Genomic DNA, 13,318 nt, shown 5'->3' with positions numbered 1-13,318 from the left:
ACAATACATTCCAAATCCGGCATGTTGACAAACGCGAATAATCAGTCGCATTCTTTATCCACACTGTCTCTTGGGATAACAAGGGGAATTTCAAAGACAGTGCGCCGGCATCAAATTTGTCCGACAGCGCCGCTCCATGGTGCGGCGGGTCGTTGGACACGAGCTTTTCCGGTCTCCAGTCAGTCGTCAAAAGCGCGGAGTCGCGATGTCGGTCACGGGTGCGGGTAGTGCGGATCTGATCGTTCTCAACGGTCGCGTGCTGACCATGGACGATGATAATCCCGTCGCCGAAGCCGTTGCCGTCAAGGATGGCTCCATCATCGCCATTGGCGGTCGCGCAGCCATCGAAGAATTCAAGGGATCAGCCACCAACGTCATCGACGCGCATGGCGGATCGGTCCTGCCCGGCTTCATCGAAGCCCATATGCATCTGTTTTCGGGCGCCGCCGAGCTTGCCCATCTGCAACTGGCGGGCGTGCACGGGTTCGAGGCGCTGCAGAAGGCGATCCGCGACTATGCAACGACACGTCCCGACGCGCGGATGCTGGTCGGGCAGGGCGTCGACTACACGGTGCTCGACGACGTGCGGATGACGCGCCACCATCTCGACGCGATCCTGCCGGACCGGCCTTTCGTCATGGCGGCTCCCGACCACCACACGATGTGGGCCAACACCAAAGCGCTGGAAATGGCTGATATTCTGCATGGGCGCACGCTTGGGCCGGGTAATGAGATCGTCATGGGGGATGACGGCCTGGCAGAAGGCGAGTTGCGCGAGGGCGAAGCGTTCGGCCCGGTGCTCGACCTTGCCGGCGAAAGCCGTGTGCGGCTGGGGCTGGCGACCGGCGGCGAGCCGGAGCCGCTGCCGACGGCGGAAGAACGCGCCTTCGACCGCGACATCATGCGGCGTGGGCTTGCCTGGTGCGCGCGACACGGCATCACTTCGATCCAGAACATGGACGGCAACCTCTACCAGCTCGAACTGCTGGCCGAGATCGAGGCCGAGGAAGGGCTGCCCTGCCGCGTGCAGATTCCCTTCCACTACAAGAATTTCATGACGCTCGACATGCTCGACAAGGCGTCCGTCATGGCCGAACGCTACGACAGTGAATGGCTGTCGTCGGGCATGGTCAAGGTGTTCTATGACGGGGTGCTCGACTCCTGGACGGCGGTCATGATCGAGCCTTATGCCGATCGTCCCGACTGGGTCGGCGAGCCATTGTTCACGCCGCGGCAGTTCATCGATCTGGCGGTCGCCATCGACAAACGCGGGCTGCAGATCGCCGTGCACGCGATTGGCGACGGCGCGGTGCGTGCCGTGCTCGACGGCTATGAGGCGGCTGAGAAGGCCAACGGCAAGCGCGACAGCCGGCACCGGGTCGAACATATCGAGGTCACCACCAGCGCCGATGTGCCGCGCTTTGCCGAACTCGGCGTCATCGCTTCCATGCAGCCGCCGCATCCGCCCGGCGCCATGGATTTCCCCCTGGAGCCGACCGTGTCGCGGATCGGGCCTGCGCGCTGGCCGCTCAGCTACGCCTGGCGCACCTTGAAGAACGCCGGCGCGCATGTCGTGTTCGCGTCGGACTGGCCGGTGTCGCCGATCGACCCGATCCTGGGCATTCAGGCGGCAGTGCTGCGCAAGCCGTGGGCAGAAAACGATCCCGACCAGAGCTTCTCGCTGCATGAATCGATTGCCGCCTACACGGTCGAAGGCGCCTATGCCGAATTCGCCGAGCACCGCAAGGGCATGGTGAAACCGGGCTATTTGGCGGATCTGGTGGTGCTGTCGGCCGATATCGAGAAGACGGCGCCGGCCGATCTGCACAAGGTACGGCCGGTGACGACGATCTGCGGCGGCAAGATCACCTATCAGGCCTGATAATGGCATGAGGCTTGCTGTCTAACGACTGACTGAACTGTGATTCAATGCCGGGCTTGCCAACCTACCGGCCATGTGGTCACATCCAACAGGGGACAAACTCCGCCAGCAAGAGCGGGGTCAACAGTGAGGCGTAATCGTGCCGGACAAACCGGATCGGAATGCGATTGAAGTAGTAAACGTCAGCAAAATTTTCGGATCGGGTGAGGGGCAGGTCGCTGCCCTCGACAAGGTCTCGGTATCCATCCGCGAAAACGAGTTCTTCACGCTGCTGGGGCCGTCCGGCTGCGGCAAGACCACCTTGCTGCGTCTGATCGCCGGCTTCGACTTTCCAACCGCCGGCGGGATCCTGCTCTACGGCCATGACATCGCGCCATTGCCGCCGTTCAAGCGGCCGGTCAACACCGTCTTCCAGTCCTACGCCCTGTTCCCGCACATGACGGTGGCCGACAATATCGGCTTTGGCCTGGAAATGCTGGGCAAGCCAAAGGCCGAGATCAAGGCGCGTGTCGCCGAGATGTTGAAGCTGGTCAAGATGGAAGCGCTGGCGGGTCGCCGCACCGGCCAGATTTCCGGCGGCCAACAGCAGCGCGTGGCGCTGGCCCGGGCGCTGGCGCCGCAGCCGAAAGTGCTGTTGCTCGACGAACCGCTCTCAGCGCTCGACTACAAGCTGCGCAAGGAGATGCAGATCGAGCTGAAGCGGCTGCAGCACGAGACCGGCATCACCTTCATCTTCGTCACTCACGACCAGGAAGAAGCGCTGACCATGTCGGACCGCATCGCGGTGATGTCGTCGGGCAAGATCCTGCAGGTCGGCTCGCCCTGGGACATCTACGACAAGCCGGCGGAACGCTTCGTGGCCGACTTCATCGGCGAAACCAATTTCCTCACCGCCGCCATTTCAGACGTCGGCAATGGCAAGGCGCGCGCGACGCTGAAATCCGGCACCACCATCGAGGCGACCGTTGCCGAAGGCTTCCAGCCCAAGGACAACGCCACCGTGGTGGTGCGGCCCGAGCATGCCAAGCTGACGAAGGACAAGGGCGACCTATCGGGCACGGTCGAAAACATCGTCTATTTCGGCACCGACACGCATATCCATGTCCAGCTCGACAGCGGCGAGGCCTTCACCGTGCGCCAGCAGAACACGCGCAGCGCCGGCTGCGGTTTCGAGCGCGGCGACAAGGTCGGCATCATGATCGGCAACGACGCCGCGCAAGTGCTGAGGGACTGATGGCGACCGCGGAAGAAGTCGCCAAGGCAGCGGAACGGCGCGATGTCCGTGACCGCTGGCTTTTGTCAGCCCCGGCGCTGCTGGTCATCCTGTTCGCCGCCACCGGCCCGCTGCTGATCGTGCTGGTCTATTCGTTCCTGACCCCCGGCGCCTACGGCGACGTGAAATGGCAATTCTCGTCCGACGCCTGGACGTCGGTCTTCCTGGAACGCGATATTTTCGACGACACGCTGTCGCTGGCGGCGGCGCATGTCACCATTTTCTGGCGCTCGATCAAGCTCGCGGTGGTGACGACGCTCGCCACCTTGGCGCTCGGTTTCCCGACCGCCTATTTCATGGCCACGCGTAGCGAGAAAACACGCGATCTCTGGCTGTTCCTGATCACCATCCCATTCTGGACGAACCTGTTGATCCGCACCTTCGCGGTGCTGCAGATCATCCGCAACGAAGGCATCGTCAACACCATCCTTCTGAAGCTCGGCATCGTCTCGGCGCCGGTGCAGATCCTCTACACCGACACGGCGATCCTGATCGGCATGGCCTATGTCTACCTGCCGCTGATGGTGCTGCCGATCTATGCCAGCATGGAGAAGCTCGACTTCCGGTTGGTCGAGGCGGGCTACGATCTCTACGCGACACGCTTCAAGGTGCTGCGCAAGATCATTTTCCCGCTGGTCAAACCTGGTGTCATTGCCGGCTCCATCCTGGTCTTCATTCCGGCGCTCGGCGCCTATGTGACGCCGAGCGTGCTGGGCGGCGGCAAGAACATGATGCTGTCCAATCTGATCGAATTGCAGTTCGGACAGGGCCGCAACTGGCCGCTCGGCTCGGCGCTGTCGATCACGGTGATGATCATCGTCATGGTGGCGCTGCTCGCCTATGTGCGCAATGCCGGGAAGTCAGGGGTGCGGCATGGCTAGCAACTTCTCCATCAAGCACCAGCCGGGCTTCACCGCGATCGCGGCGACCTGTTTCGTGGTGCTCTATCTGCCGATCATCGTGCTGGTGATCTATGCCTTCAACGCGGCAAGCTCGACCTCGGAATGGGGCGGGTTTTCGCTGAAATGGTTCCAGTCGGCTTACCAGAACACGCAAGTCATCGATGCGACGCTGCGCTCGTTCCAGATCGGCGCCATCGCGGCGGTGCTGTCGACCATCTTCGCCACCATGGCGGCACTCGCCACCACGCGCACGGCGTCCTATCCCGGCCTCACCTTCAAATACGCGGCGATCAACCAGCCGCTGATGGTGCCCGAGATCGTCACCGGCGTGGCGCTGCTGATCTTCTTCTCGCGCATCAAGATCTTCACCGGCTATTCCGGCATCGGCTATCTGGTCGCCGCGCATACGGCGTTCTGCATTCCGTTCGCCTACCTGCCGATCCGGGCGCGGCTGGAGAATATGGACCTGACGCTGGAACGCGCCGCGGCCGATCTGTACGCGACGCCATGGAAGACCTTCCGCCGCATCACGCTGCCGCTTTTGTGGCCCGGTATCCTCGCCGGCCTGATGCTGGCCTTCGTCATCTCACTCGATGACGTGGTCATCACCGAGTTCGTCAAATCGGGCGGCCAGGACACGCTGCCCACCTACATGCTCGGCCAGATCCGCCGCGGCATCACGCCTGAGATCAACGCGATATCGACCGCCTTCCTGCTGCTTTCGGTCGCGATCGTCACGTTGTTTTTCTTCGTCAGCAGGAAACGAGACTGAAACCGACAATGGGAGTTAAGACCATGAACTGGAAGACAACAGCGAGTGCCATGGGGTTGGCGCTGCTCGCTTCGACGGGGCTCGCCCGCGCCGACGGCGTGCTCAACATCTACAATTGGGGCAACTACACCAGTCCCGACGTGATCAAGAAGTTCGAAGCCAAATACAACATCAAGGTGACCATCACCGACTACGATTCCAACGATACGGCGCTGGCCAAGGTTCGCCAGGGCGGCACCGGTTTCGACATCGCGGTTCCGTCGCAGACCTACGTGCCGATCTGGATCAAGGAAGGTCTCGTCCAGGAGACCGATCCCGGCAAGATGGAGAACGCCAAGAACATCGCACCCGAATGGGCCAATCCCGACTTCGATCCCGGCCGTAAATACACCGTTCCGTGGGCTTGGGGCACGATCGGCGTCGTCGTCAATACCGACGCCTACAAGGGTCCGGCCAACACCTGGGGCATCATCTTCAACACGCCGGACGAGTTGAAGGGCAAGGTCAACGTCGTGCCGGAGATGGGCGACGTGATGTTCGCCGCGATCAAGTATGTCGGCGGCCAGCAGTGCACCGACGACAAGGTGGTGCTGAAGAAGGTACGCGACCTCCTGGTGGCGGCCAAGCCGAACTGGATCGCCATGGAATACAACACGATCGAGAAGATGGGCGCCGGCGACTTCAAGGCAACCAGCGACTGGAACGGCTCGGCGCTCCGCCAGCGCCTGGCCAACCCGGCCATCCACTTCAACTATCCGAAGGAAGGCTATGGCCTGTGGAGCGACAACGTCGTCGTTCTCAAGGAAGCCAAGAATGTCGAGAACGCCAAGCTGTTCCAGAACTTCATCATGGATCCGGAAAACGCGGCGGGCCTCTCGGCCTTCCATCGTTACGCCAACGCCATTGCCGGTTCGGACAAATACATGCCGGCCGACATGAAGGACGCGCCGGAAGTCGTCATTCCGGCCGACGCCAAGCCGCTTGGCGAACTGCAGCAGATGTGCGCCCCTGAGACGCAGGAGCTCTACACCAAGATCTGGACCGAACTGCAGAAGTAGTCACAGACCCCAAAAGGCCCGGCGGCACATGCCGCCGGGCCTTTCTTTTCTGGGAATGGCCTTTCATGGACTCCTATCGCAACAGCGATCCGCGGCCGCCGATCATGCACGGCTCGCCGCCCGCCATGGTGCCCCCCAGGCTCGACTGGGACAGGCCGCCCTGGAACCGCTGGGCTTTCCAGCACATCAGGGAAATCCTGCCGACCGCCGAAGTCTGGCGCGGCAATGGTCACCGCCACCGTCTCGAACGCGCCGAGGTCGATCTCGACAGGTTGGCGGTCGGGGACAGCGAGGGCAGGCCTTCGACGCTCGCCGGCTTGCTCGACGAGACCTATACGGACGGCTTCCTGGTGCTCAAGCACGGCAGGATAGCCTATGAGCGCTATTTCAACGGCATGGACGAGCGCACGCTGCATCTCTCGCAGTCGATGGCTAAATCGATCACCGGCTCGGTGTTCGGCATACTGGCCGGACGCGGCCTGATCGATCCGGCGAGGCTCGTCACCGATTATTTGCCGGAGCTTGGCGCCACCGGCTGGGCCGGCGCCAGCGTCCAGCATGTCTTGGACATGACGACCGGCGTGCGGTTCTCCGAGGAATATGTCGACCGCTATTCCGACATCGGCCAGGTCGATGTCGCGACCGGCTGGAAACCGGTGCCGCCGGGCAGCGATCCGGATTTCCGCTGGCCCTCGCACATGTTCGAGCTGATCCTGGGATTGAAAGAGACGGTGCGCCCGCACGGTGCCCGCTTCGAGTACCGCTCGATCGAGACCGACGTGCTTGCCTTCATCATGGAACGGGTGACAGGCAAGAGGCTGTCGCAACTGGTTTCCGAGGAACTCTGGCAAAAGCTCGGTGCCGACGAAAGCGCCTGCTTCACCGTCGACAGCGCTGGCTACGCGCTGGCCGATGGCGGCTTCAACGCGACGCTGCGCGACTACGCCCGCTTTGGCCAGCTGATCCTCGACGATGGCGGCGGCATCGTGCCGGCGGACTGGATCGAGGCGACGCGTACCGGCAAGCATGGTCCGGATTTCTCCGCCAGCCTGCCCGAGGGCAGCTATCGCAACCAGTTCTGGATCGAGAATCCGCGGTCGCGGGCGCTGATGTGCCGGGGCGTGTTCGGACAGATGATCCACATCGACTGGGACACAGGAATCGTCGTGGTGAAGCTGTCCACCTGGCCGGATTTCAGCAACATGGCCTATTCCGTGGCAACGCTGAAGGCCGTGCACGCCATAGCCGCTGCACTGGCCTGAGCTTCAACGAACAATGGACTGGAAGGAAACGCCATGACCGGCAAGACCGCGTTCGAGACCCGCTACGGCTTCCGCCGCAACGAGGTGCAGCTCGGCAATTGGCGCGAAAACCCGTTCAACCGGTGGTCATTCCAGAATCTCGGCGAACTGGTGCCGACCGCCCGCGTGGCCGCGGCACCGGGCGGCGTCGAGGCGCCGCTGCGGGATATCGGCAGCTTGCTCGGCGAAAAGGTTTCGGTTGCCGCTGCGCCAGAGACGGTGGCCGAATTCCTCTTGCGCTCCAGCACTGACGCGCTGACGGTGATGAAAGGCGGCAAGATCATTGGCGACTGGTTCGCCCCACATATGGATTTCGGCGCGCGCCACATCATCTTCTCGATCAGCAAATCGGTGACCGCCATCATCGCCGGCATACTCGAAGGCGAGGGGGTGTTCGACCCGGAGGCCCCGGTGACGAAGTACATTCCGGAGGCCCTGGGGTCAGCCTATGGCGATGCAAGCGCGCGGCATGTGCTCGATATGAGCGTCAGCCTCGATTTCGAGGAGGCCTATCTCGATCCCGAAAGCGCTTTTGCCCGCTATCGCCGAGCGACGATGTGGAACCCCGGCGGCGGCACCGAAAGCCTGCGCGAATTCATCCTGACCTTGCAGCGGCTTGCCGAGCCGCATGGCCAGACTTTCCGCTACCGTTCGCCCAATTCCGACCTGCTCGGCCTGCTGCTGGAACGTGCCTCGGGCCAGCGCTTCCCGGACCTGATGCGCGAGAAACTGTGGCAGCCGCTTGGCGCGGTCAGCGAGGCGTCGATCGGCGTCGACATGGAAGGCACGGCACGTACCGCCGGCGGCATTTCGGTGACGCCGCGCGATCTGGCACGCATCGGCGAGATGATGCGGCAAGGCGGCACCGCCAATGGCCGCCGCATCGTGCCCGAAGCCTGGGTGCGCGACACCACCGTCACCGGCGGCAGCTCGGAGGCCTGGCAGCGCGGCGCCATGCTGCCGTTGTTCCCGAAGGGTCGATACCGCAACAAATGGTATCAGACCGGCTTCGAAAATGGCGCCTATTGCGGCATCGGTATCCATGGCCAGTGGCTTTATGTCGATCCGAAAGCGGAAGTCGTCATAGCCAAGATGTCGTCGCAACCGGAGCCGGTCGACGATCCTCTGGATGTCGAGATCGTCGCGTTTTTCGAGGCGCTGAGCCGGATGGTCTAGGGCGATAGCATCCGACCTCGATGTCGGCGCTGCCCCTCATCCGCCTGCCGGCACCTTCTCCCCGTGTAGTGACGGGGAGAAGGGGGCTGGCCGCGGCTCGGGCGCCTTTCCCTTCAATGCTAGTGATTAGCGAAACCGGCGATGACAGCGTCCTCTCCCCGTCACTATACGGGGAGAGGATGCCGGCAGGCAGGTGAGGGGCGGCGTCAACGCTTCGGAGGTGTCATTTCTGCGAAGAGGCAGGGGAATTGCCAGGTCCTTTCCTGTGGACCTCGGGCGTTGGTGAAAACGCGGCGGTTGGCGGACCTGATGTCTGCGCCTATGGTCGCCGCTCTTTTCGAAAAGAGTGAGAATGACATGGCATCCGACATCAAGCGCATCGCAGCCATCATCGCGGCCGAAATCAAGGCGCGGCCCGAACAGGCGGCCGCGGCGATCGGACTGCTCGATGAAGGCGCGACAGTGCCGTTCGTGGCGCGCTACCGCAAGGAAGTGACCGGCGGGCTTGACGACACGCAGCTGCGCGACCTTGCCGAACGGCTTGCCTATCTGCGCGAACTCGATGCGCGCCGCGACACCATCCTCGGCTCGATCCGCGAGCAGGGCAAGCTGACCGAGGATCTCGAAGCCAAGATCGCGGCGGCGGCCACCAAGGCGGAGCTGGAAGACATCTATTTGCCCTACAAGCCGAAGCGCCGCACCAAGGCCGAGATCGCCAGGGAGCGGGGCCTCGGGCCTTTGGCGGAGGCGATCCTCGCCGACCGTTCGCTGGTGCCCTCCGAGGTGGCGCTCGCCTATGTCACCGAGGAGGTGGCCGACATCAAGGCGGCACTCGAGGGCGCGCGCGATATTCTCTCGGAGCAGTTCGCGGAGAATGCCGATCTGGTCGGCAAGCTGCGGAGCTACATGAAGGAGCGCGCCTTCCTGCGCGCCAGGGTGGTCGACGGCAAGCAGGAGGCCGGCGCGAAATTCTCCGACTATTTCGACCATGTCGAGCGTTGGTCCACGGCGCCGAGCCACCGCGCACTGGCCATGCTGCGCGGCCGCAACGAGGAAGTGCTGTCGCTCGACATCGAGGTCGATGCGGATGACACCTCGCCGGTGAAGCCGGTCGAGCGGATGATCGCCAACGCCTATGCCATCGGTGGCAGCCTGCCGGGCGACCGCTGGCTGATGGAAGTGGCAGGCTGGACCTGGCGCATCAAACTGTCGCTGCACCTGACGCTCGATCTGATGCGCGACCTGCGCGAGCGGGCCGAGGAAGAAGCGATCCATGTTTTTGCCCGTAACCTCAAGGATTTGCTGCTGGCGGCACCCGCCGGCTCAAGGCCGACGATGGGGCTCGACCCAGGTATCCGAACCGGCGTCAAGGTCGCGGTGGTGGACGGCACCGGCAAGCTGGTGGCGACGACGACGGTCTATCCGTTCCCGCCGAGGAATGATGTGCGCGGCACGCAGGCCGAACTTGCCGCGCTGATCCGCCAGCACAAGGTCGAGTTGATCTCGATCGGCAACGGCACCGGCAGCCGCGAGACGGAGAAGCTGGTCGCCGACATGCTGTCCGACCTGCCCGCGGGGACAGGCCCGAAGCCGCTCAAGGTGATCGTCAGCGAGGCGGGCGCCTCGGTCTATTCGGCCTCGGCGGCGGCGGCGGCCGAGTTTCCCGGCCTCGACGTGTCGCTGCGCGGCGCGGTGTCGATCGCGCGGCGCCTGCAGGATCCCCTGGCCGAACTGGTCAAGATCGAGCCGAAATCGATCGGCGTCGGACAGTATCAGCACGATGTCGACCAGTACCGGCTCGGCCGCTCGCTGGAAGCGGTCGTGGAGGACGCCGTCAACGCGGTCGGCGTCGACCTCAACACCGCCTCGGCGCCGCTTTTGGCGCGCGTTTCAGGATTGGGCGCCTCGCTCGCCGACGCCATTGTCGCGCATCGCGACGCGACCGGTCCGTTCGCCAGCCGCAAGGAACTGCTCAAGGTGGCCCGGCTTGGACCGCGCGCCTTCGAGCAATGCGCCGGCTTCCTGCGCATTGCCAATGGCAGCGAGCCGCTCGATGCCTCGTCGGTGCATCCGGAAGCCTATGGCGTGGCCAAGAAGATCGTCGCCGCCTGCGGCCGCGACGTGCGTTCGCTGATGGGTGACAGCGCGGCGCTGAAGGCGCTCGATCCCCGCGTGTTCGTCGACGAGCGCTTCGGCCTGCCGACGGTGCGCGACATTCTTGCCGAGCTGGAAAAGCCCGGTCGCGACCCGCGCCCGGGCTTCAAGACCGCGACCTTCGCCGACGGTGTCGACGACATCAAGGATCTGAAGCCCGGCATGCTGCTGGAAGGCACGGTGACCAACGTCGCGGCGTTTGGCGCCTTCGTCGATATCGGGGTGCATCAGGACGGGCTGGTGCATGTCTCGCAACTGGCCGACCGTTTCATCAAGGACGCGCATGAGGTGGTCAAAGCCGGCGACGTGGTCAAGGTGCGCGTCGTCGATGTCGACATCAAGCGCAAGCGCATCGCGCTCTCCATGCGGAGGGATGGCGGCGAGGGCGGCGCATCGAAGGGTGGACCGCGCGACAATGGCGGCGGCAGGCCGGCGCCACGCTCGCCGGCGCCGCAACGCCAACCGGAGCGGCCGGCACAGCAGGGCGCGTTCGGCGCGGCGCTGGCGGACGCGCTGAAGCGGAAGTAGCTACCACGCCAGAACAGCCGGCTCCTTCTCGAGCCGGCCCAGCAGCCAGTCGCGAAAACTGGCGACCGGTGGATAGCCGCGCTTGTCGTGGGGAACGACAAGGTAATAGGCGCTGCGGCTTTGCATCGGCTGGCCGGGCGCCGGCACAAGCTGGCCGCGCTGCAATTCACCCTCGATGAGAAGCAGCGGCAACAGCGCCACGCCGAGCCCCGTCATGCAGGCCTGGGCGGCGGTGCCGAACTGTTCGAACTGCATGCCGGGTCCGGTCGGAGCGCTCAGGCCCTGATGCTCGAACCATTCGCTCCAGGCGCCGGGGCGCGTCGTCATGTGCAGCAGCGGCAAACGACCGATGTCGGCCGGCGTGGCGATGGCGCGTCCGGCGAGGAAGTCGGGCGAGACGACCGGGGCCACCGTTTCGCGCACCAGCAGCGTCGAGTCGGCTTCCGGCCAGTCCGGCAGGCCGTAGTGGATGGCCGCATCCAGCCTCTCCCTGGCGAAGTCGAAACGGCCGATGCGGGTGGCGAAGTTGATGGTTATGTCGGGATTGCTTTCGACGAAATCGGGGATCATCGGCATCAGCCAGCGGGTGCCGAAGGTCGGCAAAATGGCAAGGTTCAGGATGCCACTATGCCGATTGCTCATCAATCCGAGGGCTGCATCGCGCAATTGGCCAAGTGCCGAGCGCACGGCCTCGGCGTAGATTTCGCCCGCGGTCGACAGGCGGACGTTGCGGCTGTCGCGTTCGAACAGCCGGCGACCGAACTGATCCTCCAGAAGGTTGATCTGCCGGCTGACAGCGCCCTGGGTCAAGTCCAGCTCCTGCGCGGCGGCGGTGAAGGAGCCGAGCCGGGCCACCGCCTCGAAGGCGGCGAGGGCACTGATGTTGGGCAAAAGACGTCGTTGGACACTCATGATCCATTACTAACGCTCATTGATCGGTGAAGCAATTTCGTTTGATTTTCTCAAGCTGCGGGCCGATAAGCCGGGTTCACCTTTCGAAGGACAGAAAGCCATGGCCGCCGACAAGAATGCATTCGTCTGGGAAGACCCGTTCCTGATCGAGGACCAGCTTTCGGAAGACGAGCGCATGGTGCGCGACGGCGCTGCCGCCTTTGCCGCCGACAAGCTCGCGCCGCGCATCGAGGAAGCCTATCTCAACGAGACTTTCGACACGGCGATCTTCCGCGAGATGGGCGAGGCCGGCCTGCTAGGCATCAATATCCCCGAGGAGTTCGGTGGACTTGGCGCCAACTATGTCACCTATGGGCTGGTGGCACGGGAAGTCGAACGCGTCGATAGCGGCTATCGCTCGATGATGTCGGTGCAGTCGTCGCTGGTGATGTATCCGATCCATGCCTATGGCTCGGATGAGCAGCGCAGGAAGTACCTGCCGAAGCTCGCCAGCGGCGAATGGATCGGCTGTTTCGGCCTGACCGAGCCGGATGCCGGCTCCGACCCCGGCGGCATGAAGACCCGCGCCGAAAAGACCGCCAACGGCTACAGGCTGACCGGCTCCAAGATGTGGATTTCCAATGCGCCGGTCGCCGACGTGTTCGTCGTTTGGGCGAAGCTGAAGGGCGAGAACGGCAAGGACGAAATCCGCGGCTTCGTGCTGGAAAAGGGCATGAAGGGGCTTTCGGCGCCGAAGATCGGCGGGAAGCTCAGCCTGCGCGCTTCGATCACCGGCGAAGTGGTGATGGAAGGCGTCGAGGTCGGCGAGGACGCGCTGCTGCCGAACGCCAAGGGCCTCGGCGGACCGTTCGGTTGCCTCAACCGGGCCCGCTACGGCATTTCCTGGGGTTCGATGGGGGCGGCGGAAGATTGCTGGCGCCGCGCTCGCCAGTATGGCCTCGACCGCAAGCAGTTCGGCAAGCCGCTGGCCGGCACGCAGCTTTACCAGAAGAAGCTCGCCGACATGCAGACCGAAATCGCACTGGGCTTGCAGGCGTCGCTGCGCGTCGGACGTCTGCTCGACGAAGGCAAGATGGCGCCTGAGATGATCTCGATCGTCAAGCGCAACAATTGCGGCAAGGCACTCGACATCGCCCGCCAGGCCCGCGACATGCATGGCGGCAACGGCATCCAGATCGGCTACCACGTCATGCGCCACGCGCAGAACCTCGAGACCGTCAACACCTATGAAGGCACGCATGACGTGCACGCGCTGATCCTGGGACGGGCGCAGACGGGGATACAGGCGTTTTTCTGAGGGTTCGGTAGCCGTTTAATTTAGGTGCACCGCAACATCCGCTTGGAGAATGGCGGCCAGATG

Annotated in this window: 10 protein-coding genes; 9 read left to right on the top strand and 1 reads right to left on the bottom strand. The window is 63.8% G+C overall.

What is annotated here, in order from left to right; genetic code table 11:
- The first annotated feature begins 205 nt into the window (after positions 1–205).
- The 8 genes from LB564_RS15585 to LB564_RS15550 all read left to right on the top strand — a co-directional run bounded on the left by LB564_RS15585 (position 206) and on the right by LB564_RS15550 (position 11,046).
- The gene (locus tag LB564_RS15585) at positions 206–1,882 is read left to right on the top strand and encodes an amidohydrolase (RefSeq protein WP_224538996.1); all 1,677 of its coding nucleotides are present in this window, start codon (positions 206–208) and stop codon (positions 1,880–1,882) included.
- 139 nt (positions 1,883–2,021) lie between these two features.
- Complete coding sequence (locus LB564_RS15580) at positions 2,022–3,116, top strand: ABC transporter ATP-binding protein (protein ID WP_224538994.1); 1,095 nt, start codon at positions 2,022–2,024, stop codon at positions 3,114–3,116.
- Positions 3,116–4,036, top strand: coding sequence for an ABC transporter permease (locus tag LB564_RS15575; RefSeq protein WP_140704548.1), 921 nt, complete (start codon positions 3,116–3,118; stop codon positions 4,034–4,036). The genes LB564_RS15580 and LB564_RS15575 overlap by 1 nt, the downstream gene beginning before the upstream one ends.
- The gene (locus LB564_RS15570) at positions 4,029–4,829 is read left to right on the top strand and encodes an ABC transporter permease (RefSeq protein ID WP_140704549.1); all 801 of its coding nucleotides are present in this window, start codon (positions 4,029–4,031) and stop codon (positions 4,827–4,829) included. Before LB564_RS15575 ends, LB564_RS15570 begins: the two co-directional genes overlap by 8 nt.
- A gap of 23 nt (positions 4,830–4,852) precedes the next feature.
- Positions 4,853–5,887: an extracellular solute-binding protein gene (locus LB564_RS15565; RefSeq protein ID WP_140704550.1), complete on the top strand. Its 1,035-nt coding sequence runs from the start codon at positions 4,853–4,855 to the stop codon at positions 5,885–5,887.
- A 65-nt stretch (positions 5,888–5,952) separates the two neighbouring features.
- The gene (locus tag LB564_RS15560; RefSeq protein WP_224538992.1) at positions 5,953–7,149 is read left to right on the top strand and encodes a serine hydrolase domain-containing protein; all 1,197 of its coding nucleotides are present in this window, start codon (positions 5,953–5,955) and stop codon (positions 7,147–7,149) included.
- A 33-nt stretch (positions 7,150–7,182) separates the two neighbouring features.
- On the top strand, positions 7,183–8,364 hold the full coding sequence (locus LB564_RS15555) for a serine hydrolase domain-containing protein (protein ID WP_224538990.1): 1,182 nt from the start codon (positions 7,183–7,185) through the stop codon (positions 8,362–8,364).
- A 357-nt stretch (positions 8,365–8,721) separates the two neighbouring features.
- Positions 8,722–11,046 (top strand): Tex family protein, encoded by a 2,325-nt coding sequence (locus LB564_RS15550; protein ID WP_224538988.1) that lies wholly within the window; start codon positions 8,722–8,724, stop codon positions 11,044–11,046.
- Here the strand turns inward: LB564_RS15550 and LB564_RS15545 are convergent, their stop codons facing one another.
- The gene (locus LB564_RS15545) at positions 11,047–11,958 is read right to left on the bottom strand and encodes a LysR family transcriptional regulator (protein ID WP_224538985.1); all 912 of its coding nucleotides are present in this window, start codon (positions 11,956–11,958) and stop codon (positions 11,047–11,049) included.
- Between the two features lie 100 nt (positions 11,959–12,058).
- On the opposite strand from LB564_RS15545, the gene LB564_RS15540 reads away from it, so the two are divergent.
- Positions 12,059–13,255: an acyl-CoA dehydrogenase gene (locus LB564_RS15540; protein WP_224538983.1), complete on the top strand. Its 1,197-nt coding sequence runs from the start codon at positions 12,059–12,061 to the stop codon at positions 13,253–13,255.
- Positions 13,256–13,318: the final 63 nt, after the last annotated feature.

The organism is Mesorhizobium sp. ES1-6 (assembly GCF_020164775.1).
In the GTDB taxonomy this organism is placed as follows: Bacteria; Pseudomonadota; Alphaproteobacteria; order Rhizobiales; family Rhizobiaceae; genus Mesorhizobium.
This window is presented reverse-complemented; position numbering and strand designations above follow the sequence as displayed.